Here is a 21,530-nt window from a genome sequence, read left to right on the forward strand (position 1 = left end):
ATCTAAATTTTGCCGAAGCTTAACAAATGACTGCCAATGCATCCACAAAAATAGTGTTGCTCGCCAAAAAAGGCTTATTACAGTTGGATCCCCAACGCTTTAAAGGTATCTACATCAGGAAAACCGTCGGCAATTAACCCCTGTGTTTTCTGATAGCCTTGCAAGCCAAGTGCTGAGTTACGGCCAAAAATACCATCAGGCTTACCGACATCAAAACCTAAATCATTAAGCTTTTGCTGCAATTGTTTTACCATTTCGCGGCTTAATCTAGGCTGTTTTGGCACAGCACGGCTCAGCTGGGCGCCGCCTTTAATTCTGTCAGCCAAATGCCCTACTGAAATGGCATAAAACTCTGATCGGTTCCAGCGCATAATCACATTAAAGTTATCGTAGCCTAAAAATGCAGGCCCCGTATGCCCTGCGGGTAAATACAAAGCCGCTTGCATTTCTGGTGTGGCAATGGGTTGACCATTAGTTTGCTTAATGTTTAAGGCATGCCACTTCGATAACGGTAAAACAGACTGACTGCCCAAATACTCAAAGCTGTAATCTTGCGGGAGCAGCACTTCACGTCCCCAGCGTTGATCGGCTTTCCAACCTAAATGCTGTAAAAAGTTTGCCGCAGATGTCAATGCATCAGCTTCGCTATTCCATAAATCTGCAACACCATCGCCATCGCCATCAACGGCATATTTACGATAGTTTGTTGGCATAAATTGAGTATGCCCCATGGCGCCAGCCCACGAACCCACCATTTTATTATCAGCAAATTGATATTGCTGTTTTAACTTAAGAGCTTGAATTAATTCGCCAGTGAAGTAATCACTGCGTCGAGGATCACAGGCCAAAGTGGCTAATGAATCCAGTACAGGCATACTGCCTTTATAACTGCCGTAATTCGTTTCTAAGCCCCAAAAAGCCACGATATATTGCCCAGGCACGCCGTACTCTGTTGTTAAATTAGCCAATAACTTATGATGTTTGGCCAACATTTTTTTGCCTTGGTCAACTCGCCACGTTGTGACTCGCTTGTCAAAGTAATCGCCAAAAGTGGTCGTAAATTCAGGTTGCTGATTATCAAGTTCAATCACTCGCGGAACAAACTTTAAATTAGCAACAGTGGTGTTGATTATCTCCTGTGATATACCAGCAAGCTTTGCTTTTTGCTGAAGATTAACAACACAGCTTGCAAAATCTGCAACGACAGGCTCAGGCACAACATTGACAACAGGCTCTGGAGAAGCAGATACCGCACAAGCACTCAACAAGGTGCTTGAAACACACATTGCTGCAATAAACACCGAAAAACGACTTTGAAGGACCATGTAAACACTTACTTTTCACAATTAAATAATGAATATCGTGACGCATCCCCATTCAGGACACAAGAGTTGTTAGCATTAAACCCTGTTTATTTATCAGAAATTGTGTTTTTGTATTTTAATTGGTACAAAGTTTCAACATAAACATAATTGTCATTAATTAAGCCTTTTCCTTATTTTTTGAGTACGTATAATGATGTTAATTCTCACTCATTGAAGCGACATATCATGACCGAACAAACTCCTGCACTAATCGCCTTTATCGAAAACGTAAAACAACACCAAGTCTTATGGGGCTTACAAGATGAAACGGGTGAAGGTTGGGTTGTATGTGACTCATCTGAATTTGAAGACACCGATGTCATGCCATTATGGTCAAGTGAAGCAGCAGCAAATAGTCATTGCACTGAAGAGTGGGCTGATTACAAAGCAGTTACGATTACTTTAACTGAGTTTTTAGAGTACTGGGTTGGCGATTTAAATGATGACGGCGTACTGGTTGGCATCGATTGGGAAGCCGAGCAAGAATGCGAAGAGCTAGATCCTATCATATTAGCAAAAGAACTCGTTGACTTCGAAAAAGAATAAATCTTTATCGACTTTTTATCCATTAAGCTGCTCTTTTGAGTGGCTTTTTTATTAAATGGCCTTTTTATGCCTCCATTAATTGATATTCCATTTGATCAACGTCATACGTGCTGGTTTTGCGCTGAGCCTAGCAATCAATTATTTGAATATTACAGAATGACACATACGCCTCACCCGTCATTGACTGTACCTGCATGCAAAGAATGCCTGGGGCTTGCAAAAAAAAATCCCCTAACCTCAATTTGGGATTGCCGCGATGCGGTAAAAGATCAATTAATGCATATCTATCAAAAAGATTTAGCCATCGGCATTAATTGGACTGAACAGGAACTGGAAGAATCTGAATTTGAATGCAAAATTTTTGGTGGCTTTAAAAAAAGTGCCTGGATGATGTATCAAATAGCCCAAGGACGCATTAACGCTAAAGGATGGCCACTTAGTCTAGATGGAATATTGCTAGACGCAGAAAGCGGTCATTATCAGGCAGGGTTTGAATTTGATGACGTCAGGTTTACTTCTTTGCCTAAAGCAATAGAACACTACAGCCATACCTTGTCTTTAGACCCGCACTTTTTACAACAACTAGTGACGTTACTAGGCAAGGCTAAATTTGGCCACGCCATTAAAATTGCCAGACTGAATATTGGCATAACCCGTGAACACCAACGAAAAATTATCGATGAATTAATTGAAGACGCAGATCAATAACAAGTCACTTTGATAGCTACCACAGGTTGATTAGTGATTGAAACGCGATGACTCTACAGATATCTCACTGGTATTTTATGGTGCCAGAAGGCTGCGTAAACGCTCTTGAACAACACCCACCAGCAAGTCAGGTTGAAACTTAGAAATAAATTCGTTACAGCCCACCTTTTCAACCATGGCCTTATTAAAACTGCCACTTAATGACGTATTTAAGGTGATAAATAACCCAGACATGCGCGTGTCGGCGCGTACTTCAGCGGTCAGTTTATAACCGTCCATCTCTGGCATTTCTGCATCGGTAATCATCATTAACAGCTCATCGGCCACTTGTTTGCCATCACCAGCCCAAGATTGCAGCAACCTCAGCGCTTGTAATCCGTCTGAAGCTTCGATGATCTCAATGCCTAAAGGTGTTAATGTGTCGCGAACTTGTTTGCGAGCAGTTGAAGAATCATCAACGATTAATACTTTACGACCAGGCATACTCGGTACAAGGCTCTCGTCGAGCACCCCGTCTGACAAGCTCACATCATAATCAATAATTTCTGCCAATACCTTTTCCACATCAATAATAGACACCAACCGCGTTATCCCCTCTTGCTCCACTTTGGTGATTGCGGTTAAGTAATTATGTGCCCCTGAGGTTTTCGGCGGTGGCATAATATCACTCCAGGTCATATTGATAATATGTTCAACTTTACCGACTAAAAAGGCCTGCACGCTTCGATTGTACTCAGTAATAATTAAATTACTGTCGTCAGTAATCGGCAATTTCGAAAAACCAATTGCTTCACGTAAGTTGATAACAGGAATGGATGTACCACGGATATTAGCCACACCGTAAATATTAGGGTTACTACCGGGCAACATATTGATTGCAGGTAATTTAACCACTTCTTTTACTTTAAACACGTTGATCGCGAATAATTGTGTTGAACTAATGCGAAATAACAACAGCTCTAAACGGTTTTGACCGACTAATTGGGTACGTTGGTCTACCGTATCTAGCACTTTATTCATGAAACAAACCACCTAAACTTAACAATAACAATCGGCTTTATTATACTAAAAATTGGCCTATAAAAGGACTTTGTAAGCATGACACAACCGACAAAATAAGATTAAACCGGCCAATTCAAGATCAAACCAACCCGTTGCGTCGTATAGTTGACATTAAATACTGTTGTTGTAGAAACGGAGTTAACCATGAAAACGTCATTACGCCATCTCATCACCTTACCATTTCTTGGCATTTGCGCGCTTGGGCTATCAGCCTGCACCGTCATTGATGAACCTGTTGATGTCGTTAAACCGTTTCAACTAAACCAGTACCTTGGTACCTGGTATGAAGTTGCCCGGCTGGATCATTCATTTGAACGTGGAATGACCAATGTGACCGCGCAATACAGCATTGACGGTGACAAAGTGGTGGTGATTAATAAAGGATTTAAACAAGACGAGCAGCAATGGGATTCAGCAGAAGGCAAAGCGTACTTTATTGACGGTGATGACAAAGGTTTACTCAAGGTGTCTTTCTTTGGGCCATTTTACGGCGCTTATCAAATCCACGACGTAGTGCAAAATGAACAAGGCTTATATACAGACTCATTAGTGATTGGACCTAATAACAAGTACGCATGGATTTTATCTCGAACACCTAACATAAATCCAACCATAAAACAGCGCTTCATTGGTAAACTTAATGCCCTGTCAATCAGTGAAGATCAGCTCATATGGGTTAATCAAGGTGATCGATAATTACACTAAACACGTACATTAACCCAGATACATTGTTTTATTTTACCCAGAGGCTGTAATGATAATCCCCATTTTTCCTTTACCCATTTGCTTACTCCCACAAGGGTATACGCAACTGCGCATTTTTGAACCAAGATACAAAAGATTAGTGTCTGAATCACTCAAAAGTGGCCAAGGATTTGGACTTTGCATGCTGTCTGATGACAAAAAAACCATTATGCCAATTGGCACTTTGACACACATCATTGATTTTGAAACGCTTGAGGATGGTCTATTAGGGATCTGTGTTCAAGGTAAACAAACATTCAAAATTAACAACATAACAGTAGAAGATGACGGGCTTAAGAGAGCAGACGTCACACTCATCGACGGCTGGCCAAGTAATATTATTGATGAAAACAGTGCTCAACCACACATACGATCACAAGCGCGGGATAAGGATCAATTTCTCAGTAATACGTTAAAACAATTATTACAGCAATACCCACAACATTTAGCCCACTACAGTGAAAGCGACTTCAATGATATCGCCTGGGTTTGTCAACGTTGGTTAGAGATAATCCCTTTAAGTGCCAGCCAAAAATATCAGTGCATTAATAACCATGATCATCTTTTAGCAAAATCATTTTTGCTCGACATCATAAAATAATTCCGGCTTTCCTGATCCACTTATCGCTCACCAGCGTATTACTCAATAACGTGATGTCAAACGATCTTCCAAGGTTGTTTTATAGGCAGCATAAACGGCATAAATACTATGCTTCATCGTGATTTACTGGATATGAGTGAAAAAATGGAAAATATTCAATCACAAAGTAGTCAAACTCGTTATGATAAAGGAAATCTTTCACTAAGATCTTCTAATCAACGAAGTGGTGCTATGAATTCAGACGAACCTAATCCGCTCACAGATGAGCTTGCGCAGTTGATGATGCTCGTTGCTAACAACCGATGTAAAACATCATTTGCAAAATTGTTTTCGCATTTTGCTCCAAAAATCAATTCTTTTGGGGTTCAGCGATTAAGTCAACAAGGCCTGGCAATGGATTTGGTGCAAGAAACCATGTCACGAGTGTGGACCAAAGCACATCTATACAATGCTGACAAAGCGGCTGTGAGTACATGGGTGTTCACCATCATGCGCAACCAGTGTTTTGACATGCTGCGTAAAGTGCAACACAACCGTGAAGATGCATTTGGCGACGACATTTGGCCACTATTTGAGTCTGATGACGCTGAAAATAATGACGACGATTTTTTACTGTCGGCCAGTTTACTGCAACATGTCGAAGAACTGCCGCCATTGCAACGTCAAGTTGTGCAAGGTATTTACATGCAAGAACTCACACAACAAGAACTCGCAGACAAACTCAATATCCCAATAGGAACCGTTAAGTCACGGCTCAGACTAGGTCTAGAAAAATTAAAAAGCTTTATGGAGAAACATTATGATTAATTACCACCCAGATCAGCATTTGCTGTCTCTCCATGCAAAAGGCGAATTGCCTCTGTCTATGTCTATCGCCATCTCAGCCCATGCCGAGTTTTGTGCACACTGTCAGCAGCAATTAGATCAGATGACACTTGCACTTTCTGAGCAGCAGTTTGAGCAAAATCAAACCATTCAACCAGCCTCTATTGAGCAACATGGGCAACTTGATGATCTACTGAATCAGTTTTTAAATAATACTCTCGATTCATTAGACACCGAAGTAAAAACGAAACCACAATCCTCCTTGGTCGCAGACAATAGCGTCACCATTAAGGGGCAACAATACATGTTACCTCGTGTTTTTAAACAGCAGATTACAAGTGGATGGCAAGGTATTGGTAAGGTGAGTAGGTTACGACTAGACACTGGCGAGCCACAAGCTCGAGCAAGCTTATTACACATTGCAGCCAATGGTGAAATACCAGACCATACTCACAAAGGTTCAGAGTTAACCCTATTATTAGCAGGTGAATTTAGTGATTGCTACAACACTTACAAACCTGGCGACTTTATGCTGCTAGACCAAAACCACGAGCATTCACCTAAAACAACCGAAGGCTGTTTGTGTTACACCATCGTTGATGCTCCGTTATATTTCACAAAAGGGATAAGCAAGTTACTTAATCCAATTGGTGACTTATTGTATTAACGCAAGTGATGTAACCTTTAATCGCGATACGTGTCTTTATCAGCTACAGCGTATCGCGATTAAAAACATCTACTTATCACGTGTTTTATTACGGCTGTAGTTTTTATCGATTAAAATACGTACAAATTGCATGTTATTTGTCTTTTTTTAGAAAAACGTTGTTGCTATAAATGAAAAGTGAGTATAGAATCTACACAGATTTAAAAATCTTGTTAATTTTGGTTACCTACCTGTAAGTCTGCTCAACTTCCTTCGTAAACCCAAGACAAGCTTCTGTACATACTCATGACATAGCACCAATGTTTGTAAAATTTAAAAACAAACTGTATTGGTCATGCTTTTGTCACATGATTATGTTCAACTTACTGAGTTAAGTGAAACGTTATTCTAGTTGTAAGTTAACCCAGATCATTGATTGTGATCACAAGTTAACCTGACTTTAATCAACTATTTATATCACAACACTTGATTAGTGAGTTCAGAATAGGTTAAGTTAAATCTCGACAAGTTAATCTTTCGCACCACTAAAAAATGCCAAGGATATTTTATTGAACAATTTTCTCACCCAAGGGTGAATAGCAAAAATAAGGAGTGTGGCATATGTCATACAACATTAATGGACATGAAATTTCAGTTAGCTTTCCAGTTAATTCAATTTCATCAAACAAAAATTCAATTGCTTTTACTGACAGCCTAGGTAAAAACAAAAAAACCTTTTCAAAGCGTACTGAAGCACTAAACTTCATGAAATGGTTAATTACTGCAAATAAGTAATACTCCTAACGCCTAGCGTTAATCATTTGCTCTGTTATTTAATAAACTCATTTCTCGGTATTCTCCTCTCACTTACCGATGTTTATTAAAACAGAGCAAAATGAACCTCCTCCTGTTACACCTCACTCACTCTAACGTTAACTTTTATTTAGTTGTTAACTGTCTGTCGTTTTCTGATTTATTCAGAATAGCCAAATTTACGCTGATACCTAGGTAACATGCTTTGATTACCTAAAACCCCACCCTGATGTACATACACGATGTCGCCGGCCCACTGCGAATGTTGCTGTAAATAATGTTTTAACACTAAAAAACCAACCGGATCGTACAACAACTCAAATTCAATTCCAGATTGACACACCGTTTGCCACATTTCATAACAACGCTGAGTTAATTTGCCAAAATGGTATTTGTGTCCGTCATTCACTATGGTTGGAAAATACTCTTGAGCAACTAATTGAGAAAATTGTTGGCGTAAATAATCATCCCCGCCAACTGTACTGCAAGTTAATACCTCGATATTAATATTGTTGTTTGTCTGTTGTTGTAGCAACTGCTTATTTAAATACGCTGCCGTTGTACCTGTGCCTGAAGGTAAAAATACTTTTAATGCTTTGGTATTACGTAATCTTGCCCAATCAATAATCTCTGTTGCTAATATGGCAACACCCGTTTCAGCATACTCGCAACGTCCTCCCTCAGGGATGTGTAACAATGAATTTTTGTTATTGTAGTCAGATGCAACAATACATTGTACGACGTCATCTAAATGCATCTGCTGATATTTATCCGCTAACTTAAGTTGGCCAACTTCAATAATATTAGCGCCATTGGCAATAGCTGCTGCATAATTTCCATTAGGGTGCTGGAGAATAAAATCGCTGATATGACTGACATAGTAATCAAATTGCCAACCCTGTTGTTTAGCCAGCACTGACATCGAATATAACGAATTTGCTTGGGCAGAACCCGAACCGACAAGTTGGGTAATATGCGCATAATCTTGCGATAAAAAATGATAAAACTTACGCGCTTTATTACCGCTAAAGTCAGGGTGTAATAAGTCATCTCGTTTGACAAAGATAGGTCTTTGTTCAAATAGCATTGGCTGTACAGGGCTTATAGCAAACATTGGCGCTCTCTAAATACTTGATATGAGTATTTTAACTAATAAATGATAAAACTCACCGATTGATTTAACGATTTCACTAACGTGCGTTATTCCCTCCTTATTAAAATAACAGTAAAACATTTATAATCAATAAGTTAAAACTTTGGCATAAATATCGCTTAGTTAAACTTAAGTCAGTTCAGTACCCGTTTTGAATTTTTAGATTTCAATAAGGAAAAACAATGTCACTTTTACGTTTACTGTTTAATATTGTTTGGTTTGTTTTGGGCGGTTTTGTGATGGGCTTAGCCTGGTGGCTTGCCGGACTCTTATGCTTTATCAGTATTGTCGGTATTCCATTTGGTCGTGCGTGTTTTGTGATTGGTGAAATGGCGTTTTGGCCATTTGGACAAGAAAGCGTTAACCGCAAGCATTTAACCGGCCATGAAGATCTTGGCACCGGTAGCTTTGGCTTAATTGGTAACGTTATTTGGTTTTTATTCTTTGGTATTTGGTTGGCGATTGGTCATTTAGCCCATGCCCTGGCCTGTTTTATCACTATCATTGGTATCCCGTTTGCAATACAACACATTAAGTTAGCGCTATTAAGCTTAACGCCAATTGGTCAAACTATCGTTACCAAGCCCGTATAAACAACCTCTTAGTGAAAGCCGATTACATCTCGTAGTCGGCTTTTTAGTGTGCGGATGATAATATGCCAAAAAATGAATATAAAAGAGTAAAGTATGAAATATTGGTTAATGAAGTCCGAACCCGATGACATCAGTATTGATGATTTACGTGATAGCCCAAATCATACAATGGCTTGGCAAGGTATTCGAAATTACCAAGCAAGGAACTTTATCCGCGATGACATCACACATGGCGATCAAGTGTTGTTTTACCATTCTAGTTGCAAAGTACCAGGGGTTGTCGGTATTGCCACAGTTGTTAGCCAGCCTACACTTGATGAAAGTGCTTTTGATCCACAATCTCGCTACTTTGACCCTAAGTCAGAGCCAGACAAACCGCGGTGGTGGCAAGTGGATATTCAATTTACTGCAAAACTGAATCAGATAGTCAGTTTACAACAACTCAAAAGTGACCCGGCTTTACAAGACATGGTATTAGTGACCAAAGGTGCACGGTTAAGCGTTCAACCTGTCAGCGCTGATGAATTTGCTCATATTGTTATGCTAGGGCAATGATTTAAGTATAAAAAAAGGGTGACTGAATTTAGCCCCCCTTTTAATTGAGCAGAAAAAAGAAACGTTAATTAATCATTCGCCCAATGCCACCTAACACAGAACCTTCACCTTGATCTTTACCACCACTTGACGGTGCATGGGCAATAATACGATCAGCCATGCGAGAAAACGGTAAACTTTGCAGCCACACAGTGCCGTGACCTTGTAACGTTGCAAGAAATAACCCCTCACCGCCAAACACCATCGATTTTAATGAGCCTGCACGCTGAATATCATAATCAATGCCTGGGGTAAAACCCACTAAACAACCGGTATCAACACGTAAAGTTTCACCGCGTAATTCTTTTTTAATCAAGGTGCCACCAGCATGCACAAACGCCATGCCATCGCCTTTAAGGCTCTGTAAAATAAAGCCTTCACCACCAAAGAACCCCACACCAAGGCGTTTATTAAACTTCATCGACACTTGGGTACCCATTGCCGCGGCTAAAAAACTGTCTTTTTGGCAAATTAGTTCGCCATTATGCTTGGCAAGATCGATAGCTAAGACAGTGCCTGGAAATGGGGCTGAAAAAGCCACTTTACGTTTACGACCGCCCTCGTTGGTAAAGTGAGTCATAAAAATCCCCTCACCTGTAATGGCTCGCTTTCCTGCACCCAACAATTTACCAAAAAAGCCTGACTCTGGTTCTGAGCCATCACCCATTTTGGCTTCAAATGAAATATCTTCTTCAAGGTATGTCATGGCCCCAGCTTCGGCGACCACTGCCTCATGCGGGTCTAGTTCAATTTCAACTAATTGCATACTTGAACCGATAATTTCGTAATCAACTTCGTGACATTTTCTGGTCATTTTTTGCTCCTTAAAAATGAGTGTGGCAGATTCAGCGTTAGCACAGATGCTATTATTGCTTTAGGTTAACAAGATGTTACTTTTATTCCTATGGAAACTTTATGACAGAATATGTCAAAGAGGATTACATGCACCTAACTAACCTAATCCTGCACCACTTAATCCTGTTTGTTGCTGTTGAAATAAGGCAAATTCTTGCAAAATAAGTTCAGTAAATAATTGCCCAGCTCGGCCTAAAGGACGCTCTGAGGTTGACACTAATTGCGGGGTAAAGCTAAAACGGTTGCCGCCCACAAAATCAATTGCCGTTAACTCACCATTGGCTAACTCTTCTGTGATTAAAAAATCCGGCATCCATCCAAAGCCCAGGCCTTTTAATAATGCATTTTTTTTCATAATAAAGCCTGACAGATAAAACACTTTATCACCGCCAAATTGCATTTCATCACGCGCACGTTTACCCGGCGATGAGTCTTCAATGGTGAGCTCTACATGCTGTTGCAGCTCAGGCAGGCTTATGTCTCGCCTTTGGCTTAATGGATGCAATCTTGCCGCAACCAGCACACTGGTAATGGTGGGTAAGGGTTTAGGATGATACGACGGCCCAGTACGATAATCTTTAACCAACATCAAATCTGCTTGTTCTCGCTCAAACCTATGTTGCACACCACCTAAAAACTCCATATTTAATTGAATTTTGGTGGGGATATTGTGCTCTGACATCAGCTTTAATGCGCTCATAATGGGCTCCATCGGCAATGCCCCGTCAATGATTAATTCAAGCTTAGGCTCCCAGCCCTGACTATAACGACTTGCAAGATGCTCAATATTGGCTAAATGTTGAAGCAGTCGCTGACCCTCTGCCAAAATGACTTTACCCTCTGGCGTTAACTCTGCTCGGTAGTGATCTCGATTAAATAATGTCACCCCTAAATGTTGTTCTAGCTTCTTAATTTGGTAGCTCACCGCTGATTGCGCTTTATGTAAACGCTCGGATGCCTTAGCAAAACTCCCTTCTTCAACAAGAACTTGCAAAACATTAAACGCATCGATATCAATCCGCATACCCACTCCCGTGTCTTGTTATCAATACACCTATGTAAAGCCAGCAAGACAATCTAAAAATTTGATTGAGTTAAGCTTTTTATTATTCTTTTTTTTGTTGATCTTTACCACTAAATTGTTAATAAGATCACATATTGGTTTGCCCAGTGCGATTAGGCCATAACAATAATTAACACTCAGCCGCATCACATGCAGTCGATTTGCCAGAGGACAATCAAATGCCATTCTATGTTAAACAAGGTCAAGTGCCGCCAAAACGTCACATCGCTTTCGAAAAAGAAAATGGTGAACTTTACCGTGAAGAGTTGTTCTCCACTCACGGGTTTTCAAATATTTATTCCAATAAATATCATCACAATATGCCAACCAAAGCGATTGATGTTAAACCCTATGCGTTAAGTCACGGCGAGCAATGGCAAGACTCATTAATTCAAAACTACAAACTTGACTCACGCCAGGCCGATTGCCAAGGCAATTTTTTCAGCGCGCGTAATAAAATCTTTTTTAATAACGATGTCGCTATGTATACCGCTAAGGTCACTGAGCCAACGAATGAGTTTTATCGCAACGCATATGCAGATGAGGTGGTCTTTATCCATGAGGGCGAAGGTCAGTTATTAAGTGAATATGGCGTGATTAATACCAAGAAATGGGATTATTTGGTCATTCCACGCGGTACCACTTACCAATTAACCTTTAACGATTATCAAAACGTGCGCTTGTTTGTCATTGAGTCATCGTCAATGGTTGAAGTGCCAAAACACTTTAGAAATGAATATGGCCAAATGCTCGAATCCGCTCCTTATTGTGAACGCGATATTCGCACACCAACGTTAACCGATGCTGTGGTTGAAAAAGGCGAGTTTGCTTTGGTGTGTAAATTTGGCGAGCGATACCAACAAATGCTATTGCAGTGGCATCCTTTTGACCTCGTGGGTTGGGACGGCTGTGTGTACCCATGGGCATTTAATATTACAGAATATGCCCCTAAAGTGGGCCAGATCCACTTGCCGCCATCTGAGCATCTTGTGTTTAGTGCTCACAACTTTGTGGTTTGCAATTTTGTACCACGCCCTTACGACTTTCACCCTAAGTCTATCCCTGCACCTTATTACCACAACAATATCGACAGCGACGAAGTGCTTTACTACGTCGACGGTGACTTTATGAGCCGCACCGGTATTGAAGCCGGTTACATGACGCTGCATCAAAAAGGGGTGCCTCACGGCCCACAACCTGGGCGCACAGAAGCATCCATTGGCAAAACAGAAACCTACGAATACGCAGTGATGGTCGATACATTCGCCCCACTCAATTTAACCACCCATGTTAAACGTTGCATGAGTGCTGACTACAACCGTTCTTGGTTAGAAAACTAAGATGTAATTTAACTAACCCAAGTCACCCAAGAGTGATGGCGTGTTGACAGAAAAATAAAGGAAAACAAAATGGCTAGCGAACTTAATCCACTGGGGCTTTTAGGTATCGAATTTACTGAATTTGCCAGCCCGGATACTCAATTTATGCACCAAGTCTTTATTGATTTTGGTTTTTCGATGTTAAAAAAAGCCAAAAACAACGACATCGTCTACTACAAACAAAACGACATTAACTTTTTACTCAATAAAGGCCGTAGTGGTTTTTCGGCTGAGTTTGCTAAATCACACGGTCCAGCAATTTGCTCTATGGGCTGGCGTGTTGAAGATGCTGACTTTGCCTTCAGCGAGGCTGTTAATCGTGGTGCAAAACCGGCAGATGACGCCAATAAAGACATGCCTTATCCTGCCATTTACGGTATTGGCGACAGCTTAATTTACTTTATTGATACCTTTGGTGAGCAAAACAACATTTATCAAAGCGATTTTGTCGATTTAGACCAACCAATTGTCACGCCAGAAAAAGGCTTTATGGAAGTCGACCACTTAACCAATAACGTCTACAAAGGCACCATGGAAAAATGGGCAAACTTTTATAAAGATATCTTTGGCTTTACCGAAGTGCGTTATTTTGACATTAGCGGCGCACAAACGGCATTAGTCTCTTATGCCTTACGTTCACCCGATGGCAGTTTCTGTATCCCCATCAACGAGGGTAAAGGCAATAATAACAACCAAATCGATGAATACTTAGGTGAATATAACGGCCCAGGTGTACAGCATTTAGCCTTTAGAAGCCGCGATATTGTGGCGTCTTTAGATGCAATGGAAGGCACATCAATCCAAACATTGGATATTATTCCGGAATATTACGACACCATTTTTGATAAATTACCGCAGGTCACTGAAGACCGTGAACGTATTAAGCATCATCAAATCTTAGTTGATGGTGATGACGAGGGTTATTTACTGCAAATTTTCACTAAAAACTTATTTGGCCCTATTTTTATTGAAATCATTCAACGTAAAAATAACTTAGGCTTTGGTGAAGGTAATTTTAAAGCGTTATTTGAATCTATTGAACGCGACCAAATCAAACGCGGTGTGTTATAACCAATAGGTATAATTTGATACATAAAAACCAGCAAATTGCTGGTTTTTATCATTTTAGGCCATTACACTTGGCCACATTCTGTTATTGATAATTGACGCCAATGCCTGATTACGCCGTACTTGCCGTGTTTATTCCGACCTTCTTTTTTGTCTCCATCACCCCTGGTATGTGCATGACCTTAGCCATGACACTGGGCATGAGTGTTGGCGTACGTAAAACCTTATGGATGATGCTAGGCGAGCTGGTCGGAGTGGCATTAGTGGCCATTGCAGCCGTACTGGGCGTAGCCAGCATTATGCTTAATTACCCACAGGTATTTGATTTACTCAAATGGGTGGGTGGCGGATATTTAATCTATATCGGCATTAATATGTGGCGCGCCAAAGGTAAAATGGCGGTTATCGACAGTGCACAAGTGAACACCCGCAGAACAAGCTTAATTAGCCAGGGGTTTATTACTGCCATTGCCAATCCCAAAGGATGGGCATTTATGATTTCGTTACTGCCTCCGTTTATCAATGTCGACAGTCCAGTTGGTCCACAACTTGGAGTGTTGCTGGGTATTATTATGATAACCGAAAGTGTGTCGATGTTAGCGTATGCTAGCGGCGGAAAAAGCTTACGTTTGTTTTTAAGCCGCGGCGATAATATCCGCTGGATGAACCGCATCGCCGGCAGCTTAATGATGCTCGTAGGAGTCTGGCTCGCGCTGGATTAGCCCCTTTAAAAAACGAGATTAATTACTGGTTTTATAAGGTAATTGTTGCGTCATCTGCTCCATGTACAATTTAATGTGTGCTTGCTCTTGCTCACAAAAATGAGCAATGGCATCACTAAATGCTGGGTGTTCAATCACATGGCTTGAATACGTCTGTACCGGATAAAAACCTCTTGCCACTTTATGCTCACCTTGCGCGCCAGCATCAAACACATTTAGCTGATTAGCAATTGCATATTCGATACCTTGATAATAACAAGCTTCAAAATGCAAACCGTCGTAATCGCTCAATGCTCCCCAGTAACGACCATACAAATGGGTGTTTGAAACAAAATAAAGCGCTGATGCCACCAATTCATCTTGTGCATTGTGTATCATTAATAATCTGATTGACTCTCCCATTGTTTGGGCAATTAACCTGAAAAATTCCGCAGATAAATACCCTTGATGGCCAGAACGCTTAAGATAAGTGCGTTGATAACAGCGAACAAAACCTTGCCATTGCTCATCGGTAGCATTATCGCCATTTATAAAGGTAAAACGCAGTTGCGCCTTGTGTATTTGTGCCCGCTCTTTGCTGATATTTTTACGCTTTCTAGAACTCATGCTGCTTAAAAAATCATTAAAGTCCACATAGTCATTATTACGCCAATGAAACTGGCAACCATGACGCTCAATAATGCCGGTATTTGCCCACAAGGTATGTTCTGCTTTATGGCTAAATAAACCATGCCACGAAGACCATTGCCGCTCGCTTAATTGATGCTTTATGACTGTGATGACTTCTGAAATGACGTGCTGCTTGTCGATGTCGCTTAACGTAGGCAAAAAACCAATACGGGCACCCGTTGTTGGCGTAAAGGGAATACTGCTCACCAGTTTAGGATAATAGTCTAATTGATTACGCTCATAGGCTTCAGCCCACGCCCAATCAAACACGTATTCGCCCCAGGAATGAGTTTTAATATACAACGGCATTAACGCTACAATCGTATCACCTTGAGTGACCACAAGATGATGCGGTTGCCAGCCGGTGTTATGGCTTACACATTGGCTTAATTCTAAAGCGGATAAATATTCATGACGGGTAAAGGGATTCAAATGGCCAAAATATGTATTCCAGTCAGATATTTTTATGTCACTAATAGTATTAACAAATTTGAATTGATACACTAACGTTTTACTTTGTTCCACCGAATCCTACCTGTTTATGCTAAATCGTTCTCGTTAAAATCTCGTACCATTTGTCACTATCATGTGGCATGTTCTACAACATAATCAAATCAATACCAAGGAATGATCGTGAGCCGACTCCCTAAACTGAAACCTCTTTTACTTAGCACTGCATTGTCAGTTGTATTCTGCTACCCGGCATTAAGCACTGGTGTATACGCCAATGATATCTCTATTTTCAGCGAAATGGCGACAGCTCAACCCATTTATGCCAAACATGGCATGGTCTCAAGCCAAGAAGCTATCGCCAGCCAAATTGGTGTTGATATTTTAAAGCAAGGCGGTAACGCTGTTGATGCTGCGGTTGCGGTAGGTTATGCACTTGCTGTAACACTGCCTCGTGCGGGTAACATCGGTGGTGGCGGTTTTATGTTAGTGCACTTAGCCGAACAAAATAAAACCATCGCGATAGATTACCGTGAAACAGCACCAAGCAAAGCGCATAAAGATATCTTTTTAGACGAACAAGGCAATGCTGTCGACAAACTTAGTCGTGAGCATGGTTTGGCCGTTGGCGTGCCTGGTACCGTTTTAGGGTTTGAACTAGCACTTGAAAAATACGGCACAATGGACTTAAAACAAGTCATTGCCCCAGCAATTAAATTAGCTAAAGAAGGCATTCTTGTTACCTCTGATTTATCAAACTCACTGAGTGGACTCAAATCACGTATTGCCCAATGGCCAAGCTCTGCAAAAATATTTTATCGTCCTGATGGAAGTGATTTTCAAGTAAATGATCTCCTTAAACAACCTGAGCTGGCACATTCTCTGTCACTCATTGCCGACAAGGGCAGTAAAGGTTTTTATTATGGTGAAACCGCTGAAAAAATTGTTGCTGCAGTAAAAGACGCTGGCGGCGTAATGAGTTTACAAGATTTAGCTAATTATAAAGTGGTTGAACGTGAACCGGTTCGCGGCCAGTATCGCGGGTACGAAATCGTCTCAATGCCACCTCCATCATCGGGCGGAATTCACATTATTGAGATGCTAAATGTGCTCGAAAAATTCCCAATTGATCAATTAGGTCACAATACCGCCAATACACTGCACCTAATGGCAGAAACAATGAAGTATGCCTACGCAGATCGCAGTGAATTTTTAGGCGACCCTGATTTTGTTAAGGTGCCCGTTAAACAACTCATTAGCCGTGACTATGCAACCAGTATTGCAAATAAAATCGCCATTAATAAAACAACCCCTAGCAGCGAAATTAAGCCAGGTAAACTTGCAGGATATGAAAGCGATCAAACAACACATTACTCAGTTATAGACCAATGGGGTAATGCGGTTGCTAACACTTATACGCTTAACTTTAGCTATGGCTCAGGCCTAGTTGCTGAAGGAACGGGAATTTTATTAAATAATGAAATGGATGATTTTTCAGTAAAACCTGGCACACCAAATGGCTATGGCTTAATTGGTGGTGACGCCAATGCTGTTCAGGGCAATAAGCGACCTCTGAGCTCCATGAGCCCAACCATTGTAATGAAAGACGGAAAACCGTTTATCGTGACAGGTAGCCCTGGTGGTTCACGTATTATCAACATCACCTTACAGATCATCATGAATGTGATAGATCATAAATTGAATATCGCTGAAGCCACCGCTGCTGCGCGAATCCATCATCAATGGCAACCAGATTTTATTTGGGCAGAGCATACGTTAAACCGCGATACCATTTCACTGCTAGAAGCAAAAGGCCACCAAGTTAAGACTCAGGAGTCTATTGGCAGTACGCAATCAATCATGGTGACTGAACAAGGTATTTTTGGGGCATCAGATCCACGCCGTGCAGGCTCAGCGGCCATCGGTCATTAATCCTGTTCGATATTGTTAGCTAGTTCACTTCTATGGCGACTTTACAATTAGCAAAGTCGCCATTATTAAGATTGAAATATTATAATTGAACGAGTGATATTTTTCTGATGCAAATTTATTTTTCTTGATTTTTATTGACTCGCCAAATACCAATTAAACAACCATAAAAAAAATGTAAACAGCCCTTTCGCATACAACCTCATTAAATTGAATACATTCATAGCATTAGAAAAATCTAATGTCTTATTCAAGCTATCCTCATTTAAATTTAAACAACCGGCAATTGCATTGTTGTAATAACTGATCATACTTATATAAAGATGTTCTAAATGTAAGTTTTTATTAGTGATTACATCATTTTTTTAAATGATATTATCATTGTGTTCTCAACTTGATATGAAAAGGTACTATGCAACTAACTAACTTAAAAATCAGGCATAGAATTGCTCTGCTTACCTTTGTTGCGATCGTCTCGTTTGTGATTTCATTAATCATCAACAACCAAACCGGTGAAGACAACGCGCAACGCTTAAATGGACTTCAAAACCAACTCTATCCTGCGCTTAATTTAGCGACAGTCAATCAAGGCTTACTATTGCAACTGGATCAAACGATACAGTCGGCGATTACCACTGGTGAAGAAGATAGCCTAGATGTTGCTGCTAATATGGTGAGCCAGATTATCGATAATTTGACTGAGCTAGCAGTACTTCTGCCCTCAGAGACGAGCCATGTTCAACAGCAAAAAAAAGAAATCACCCTTTACCATGAAAACGCCAGAAATTTAGCCGCTGAATTTATTAAAGACGATGTTGATTTTACTAAAATTCAAACACAAGCAGCTGCAAATGCTGAGCGTTATCAGCAATTGGTTAAACAGTTTGCCAATAAAAAACAAGAATACTCAAAGCAATTTCAAGACCAAATCCAAACCACGATAGCCAGCACAGCGCAAGCTGAAAACAGTGTGCTAATTGTTGGGTTAGTCGCTACCGCAGTCATGATTATAGTGGGCTTGTTAGTTAACAGGTCAATTATCAGCACAATTGATAACGTCACCCAATCTTTACGAAACATTTCCGAAGGTGAAGGCGACTTACGCTCACGTATTCAATACAAAGGTAAAGATGAAATAGCAGAATTAGTGCATTGGTTTAATCAGTTCATCACTAAACTGCAATCGTCTATTGCTGATACAAAACACACGACAGACCACTTAAACCAAGTCGCAACCAGTTTATTAAATGGTAGCCAACAAAGTGAATTGAACGTAGAGCAGCAAAATGCAGCGATTGAGCAGATATCTCATGCAATGAAAGAAATGTTTGTGAGCGTTACCCACATTGCAGAATACGCCTCAAGCGCAGCTTTAGAGGCTGAAAATGCCAACACCGAAGCTAAAAAAGGGTTTGTGATTGTTAACGATGCCGTTAACACCATCAAAACATTAGCAGAAGAAGTGCAAACCACTGCCGTTGTTGTTAATCAATTAGACGCCTTTACTCATAAAGTTAATGGCATCCTTGACACCATCCGCAGTATTGCTGAACAAACCAATCTGTTGGCTTTAAATGCTGCCATTGAGGCCGCAAGAGCCGGTGAACATGGCCGAGGATTTGCGGTAGTAGCGGATGAAGTCAGGACACTTGCTTCACGCACACAAACATCAACACAAGAAATCCAAATCGTACTTAAAGAGCTAACAACAACCTCAAAACAAGCAGTTGATGCAATGCAGCGTGGAATAGAAACAGCAGATAAAGGTGTTCAATCTACCGCTACAGCGGGAGATGCATTAACCAGTATTACCAATAAAGTCAGCGCAATATCTGAGGTCAATGATCAAATTGCTGCTGCAACAGAGGAGCAACACAATACATCTGTATTAATCCAACAATATGTTGCCGAAATGGAAAATGGCGCGCAAAAAGTCAGGGCGACAACAGCGGATATGGGCGGCATAAGCGTTGATATCCAAAATATCAGTGAAAAACTGCAATCGATTACAAATCAATTTAAGGTTTGAGTTAATTGCATTAACCATATTCACTATAAAAATTAGCCCATTGGGCGAATGATGAGTCACTACCAGGAGTCATAACATGACATTTAAGCTAAAAGCACTGTCAGTCGCAATGTCGATTGCCATGATATCAAGTACTTCACAGGCTGATGAAGCTGCTGATGCCAAAATTGCCAAATTAGAGCAACAAGTGCAAGCATTGCAATCTCAGCAAAATGCCAGTCTTGCCGATAAAGTCCAGTTTAATGGCTTTATTAGCGGCGCTTATATCAGCTCTGATAATGATGCAGGCTATAACAATGCCGACACTAGCGCCAATTTTAGTGAAGATAGCAAATTAGGTTTCCAAGGCACGTTCAATATTACAGACCGGACTCAGGCTGTATTACAGCTAATGATGCGCGGAGAGTACGACTGGGAAGTAGAAGCAGAATGGGCCTATTTGGCTCACCGTTTCGACAACGGTATTAGAGTTCGTGGTGGTAAACTGCGGGTGCCATTATTTATGTATTCTGACTATTTAGACGTTGGATATGCTCAACCGTTTTCACGTCCACCTCAAGAAGTGTATGGCACAATCCCCTTTTCTTCTTACACTGGTGCAGGGGTGTCATATGATGTTGATTACGATGACTCAACTCTTACCGTCCAAGCTTTTGGTGGCGAGTCTGACGTTAAAAACTCAGCTGTAAAACTCAGTAATTTAATGGGGGCTAACGTCAGCTGGACAGACGAAATTTGGACCCTGCGCGCTGTTTATGCTCAAGCACAATTAGATGGCCCTGTAGTCAACGAAGTTGATGTTGAATTAGCCAGCAACGTTAACACCACCGCAAAATATACTGTACTTGATATCGACGATGAAAAAGGATCTTTTGTCGGTGTTGGTGCAAGTTATGATAACGGTGAAATCATTGCGATTACTGAATGGACTCGCTCTGAGATAAATGAAGCCTACCCTGATACCGACTCAGGTTATTTAACCTTAGGCTACCGCATTAAAGCGTTTACGCCTTATGTCACAGTCGCCTACATGGAAACGAAAGATAATGACGAACGTTTGCCATTATCGCAAGCAGCGGCGATTCAAATGATTGCGTTTAATGCTGAACGCATGGCTTATAGCCTTGGTTTACGCTGGGACGCAATTGATAACCTAGCGGTTAAATTTGACATAACCTATGCAGACGAATTTGGCGATACCTCAGGCGGATTAACCAGTAACAGTCTTGATACTACAACAGGTAAATTCACTTATGATGACACCCTGATCTACACCGTTAAATTTGACGCAGTATTCTAAGGAGTGTCGAAATGAGAACGTTACTAAGTGTATTAGCTCTAAGCATTTCAACGATTATTTCAGCACAGGCCGCTGTGGTCGTTATTGGTAATCCTGCTGCTGGAGATTTATCTGCCAGTGATGCAAAAAAAGCTTTTTTAGGTAAAGGTGATTCTTCTGTTGTGGTATATGAGCTTGAAGAAGGCAATGCAACTCGCAGTGAATTCCACCAAGCTGTAACGGGTAAATCAGATGCGCAGTTAAAGGCCTTCTGGTCAAAGCAGGTATTTACCGGTAAAGGTAATCCACCGGCTACAGTACCCAATGCTGCGGCAATGAAATCAGCTGTTGCCAGTAGTCCCAATGCTATCGGCTATATAGACGAAGCAGATGTAGATGCCACTGTAAAAGTGATCCTTAAGCCATAAAATAATTTGG

Annotated in this window: 22 protein-coding genes; 16 read left to right on the forward strand and 6 right to left on the reverse strand. The window is 40.9% G+C overall.

Annotation, left to right across the window (positions count from 1 at the left end):
• Positions 1-77: 77 nt before the first annotated feature.
• Positions 78-1,325, reverse strand: a complete 1,248-nt coding sequence (locus tag IEW93_RS10165) for a lytic murein transglycosylase (RefSeq protein WP_188739219.1) — start codon at positions 1,323-1,325, stop codon at positions 78-80.
• A gap of 225 nt (positions 1,326-1,550) precedes the next feature.
• Between IEW93_RS10165 and IEW93_RS10170 the strand changes: the two genes are divergently transcribed.
• Together IEW93_RS10170 and IEW93_RS10175 are read left to right on the forward strand one after the other, a co-directional pair.
• A complete protein-coding gene (locus IEW93_RS10170; protein ID WP_188739220.1) occupies positions 1,551-1,910 on the forward strand; it encodes a DUF2750 domain-containing protein in 360 nt (119 codons plus the stop codon).
• A gap of 66 nt (positions 1,911-1,976) precedes the next feature.
• Positions 1,977-2,618, forward strand: coding sequence for a hypothetical protein (locus tag IEW93_RS10175; RefSeq protein WP_188739221.1), 642 nt, complete (start codon positions 1,977-1,979; stop codon positions 2,616-2,618).
• A gap of 75 nt (positions 2,619-2,693) precedes the next feature.
• Here IEW93_RS10175 and IEW93_RS10180 read toward each other — a convergent pair whose 3' ends face one another.
• Entirely contained in the window at positions 2,694-3,638 is a 945-nt protein-coding gene (locus tag IEW93_RS10180) for a chemotaxis protein CheV (RefSeq protein WP_188739222.1), read from the reverse strand.
• A gap of 186 nt (positions 3,639-3,824) precedes the next feature.
• Between IEW93_RS10180 and IEW93_RS10185 the strand changes: the two genes are divergently transcribed.
• From IEW93_RS10185 to IEW93_RS10205, 5 genes are all read left to right on the forward strand, one after another.
• Complete coding sequence (locus tag IEW93_RS10185) at positions 3,825-4,376, forward strand: lipocalin family protein (protein ID WP_188739223.1); 552 nt, start codon at positions 3,825-3,827, stop codon at positions 4,374-4,376.
• Positions 4,377-4,434: 58 nt separating this feature from the next.
• A complete protein-coding gene (locus IEW93_RS10190; RefSeq protein WP_188739224.1) occupies positions 4,435-5,025 on the forward strand; it encodes an LON peptidase substrate-binding domain-containing protein in 591 nt (196 codons plus the stop codon).
• A 144-nt stretch (positions 5,026-5,169) separates the two neighbouring features.
• Positions 5,170-5,832 carry a sigma-70 family RNA polymerase sigma factor gene (locus IEW93_RS10195; protein ID WP_188739278.1) on the forward strand — a complete coding sequence of 221 codons (663 nt, stop codon included), beginning with the start codon at positions 5,170-5,172 and terminating at the stop codon, positions 5,830-5,832.
• A complete protein-coding gene (locus tag IEW93_RS10200; protein WP_188739225.1) occupies positions 5,825-6,517 on the forward strand; it encodes a ChrR family anti-sigma-E factor in 693 nt (230 codons plus the stop codon). Before IEW93_RS10195 ends, IEW93_RS10200 begins: the two co-directional genes overlap by 8 nt.
• Positions 6,518-7,117: 600 nt before the next feature.
• A complete protein-coding gene (locus tag IEW93_RS10205; protein WP_188739226.1) occupies positions 7,118-7,291 on the forward strand; it encodes a hypothetical protein in 174 nt (57 codons plus the stop codon).
• 178 nt (positions 7,292-7,469) lie between these two features.
• Here the strand turns inward: IEW93_RS10205 and IEW93_RS10210 are convergent, their stop codons facing one another.
• Positions 7,470-8,423 carry a 1-aminocyclopropane-1-carboxylate deaminase/D-cysteine desulfhydrase gene (locus IEW93_RS10210; protein WP_188739227.1) on the reverse strand — a complete coding sequence of 318 codons (954 nt, stop codon included), beginning with the start codon at positions 8,421-8,423 and terminating at the stop codon, positions 7,470-7,472.
• A 221-nt stretch (positions 8,424-8,644) separates the two neighbouring features.
• Here IEW93_RS10210 and IEW93_RS10215 point away from each other — a divergent pair, with 221 nt between their 5' ends.
• Positions 8,645-9,055: a YccF domain-containing protein gene (locus IEW93_RS10215; RefSeq protein WP_188739228.1), complete on the forward strand. Its 411-nt coding sequence runs from the start codon at positions 8,645-8,647 to the stop codon at positions 9,053-9,055.
• 93 nt (positions 9,056-9,148) lie between these two features.
• Positions 9,149-9,610: an EVE domain-containing protein gene (locus IEW93_RS10220; RefSeq protein WP_188739229.1), complete on the forward strand. Its 462-nt coding sequence runs from the start codon at positions 9,149-9,151 to the stop codon at positions 9,608-9,610.
• Between the two features lie 64 nt (positions 9,611-9,674).
• On the opposite strand, the gene IEW93_RS10225 is transcribed toward IEW93_RS10220, so the two are convergent.
• Together IEW93_RS10225 and IEW93_RS10230 are read right to left on the reverse strand one after the other, a co-directional pair.
• Entirely contained in the window at positions 9,675-10,463 is a 789-nt protein-coding gene (locus IEW93_RS10225; RefSeq protein ID WP_188739230.1) for a TIGR00266 family protein, read from the reverse strand.
• Between the two features lie 138 nt (positions 10,464-10,601).
• The gene (locus tag IEW93_RS10230) at positions 10,602-11,528 is read right to left on the reverse strand and encodes a LysR family transcriptional regulator (protein ID WP_188739231.1); all 927 of its coding nucleotides are present in this window, start codon (positions 11,526-11,528) and stop codon (positions 10,602-10,604) included.
• Positions 11,529-11,746: 218 nt separating this feature from the next.
• Here IEW93_RS10230 and IEW93_RS10235 point away from each other — a divergent pair, with 218 nt between their 5' ends.
• The 3 genes from IEW93_RS10235 to IEW93_RS10245 all read left to right on the forward strand — a co-directional run bounded on the left by IEW93_RS10235 (position 11,747) and on the right by IEW93_RS10245 (position 14,736).
• Positions 11,747-12,907 (forward strand): homogentisate 1,2-dioxygenase, encoded by a 1,161-nt coding sequence (locus IEW93_RS10235; protein WP_188739232.1) that lies wholly within the window; start codon positions 11,747-11,749, stop codon positions 12,905-12,907.
• A 69-nt stretch (positions 12,908-12,976) separates the two neighbouring features.
• Complete coding sequence (gene hppD, locus IEW93_RS10240; RefSeq protein ID WP_188739233.1) at positions 12,977-14,017, forward strand: 4-hydroxyphenylpyruvate dioxygenase; 1,041 nt, start codon at positions 12,977-12,979, stop codon at positions 14,015-14,017.
• Positions 14,018-14,118: 101 nt separating this feature from the next.
• Positions 14,119-14,736, forward strand: a complete 618-nt coding sequence (locus IEW93_RS10245; protein WP_188739234.1) for a LysE family translocator — start codon at positions 14,119-14,121, stop codon at positions 14,734-14,736.
• Positions 14,737-14,754: 18 nt separating this feature from the next.
• On the opposite strand, the gene IEW93_RS10250 is transcribed toward IEW93_RS10245, so the two are convergent.
• Positions 14,755-15,930, reverse strand: coding sequence for a GNAT family N-acetyltransferase (locus IEW93_RS10250; RefSeq protein WP_188739235.1), 1,176 nt, complete (start codon positions 15,928-15,930; stop codon positions 14,755-14,757).
• A 102-nt stretch (positions 15,931-16,032) separates the two neighbouring features.
• On the opposite strand from IEW93_RS10250, the gene ggt reads away from it, so the two are divergent.
• From ggt to IEW93_RS10270, 4 genes are all read left to right on the forward strand, one after another.
• Positions 16,033-17,787 carry a gamma-glutamyltransferase gene (gene ggt / locus IEW93_RS10255; protein WP_188739236.1) on the forward strand — a complete coding sequence of 585 codons (1,755 nt, stop codon included), beginning with the start codon at positions 16,033-16,035 and terminating at the stop codon, positions 17,785-17,787.
• Positions 17,788-18,196: 409 nt separating this feature from the next.
• Positions 18,197-19,813, forward strand: coding sequence for a methyl-accepting chemotaxis protein (locus tag IEW93_RS10260; protein ID WP_188739237.1), 1,617 nt, complete (start codon positions 18,197-18,199; stop codon positions 19,811-19,813).
• 76 nt (positions 19,814-19,889) lie between these two features.
• Positions 19,890-21,113, forward strand: coding sequence for a hypothetical protein (locus IEW93_RS10265; protein WP_188739238.1), 1,224 nt, complete (start codon positions 19,890-19,892; stop codon positions 21,111-21,113).
• Positions 21,114-21,124: 11 nt separating this feature from the next.
• Positions 21,125-21,520 carry a type 2 periplasmic-binding domain-containing protein gene (locus IEW93_RS10270; RefSeq protein WP_188739239.1) on the forward strand — a complete coding sequence of 132 codons (396 nt, stop codon included), beginning with the start codon at positions 21,125-21,127 and terminating at the stop codon, positions 21,518-21,520.
• The last annotated feature ends 10 nt before the right edge of the window (positions 21,521-21,530 follow it).

This window comes from Shewanella inventionis, from assembly GCF_014641855.1.
GTDB classification, from domain to species: Bacteria; Pseudomonadota; Gammaproteobacteria; order Enterobacterales; family Shewanellaceae; genus Shewanella; species Shewanella inventionis.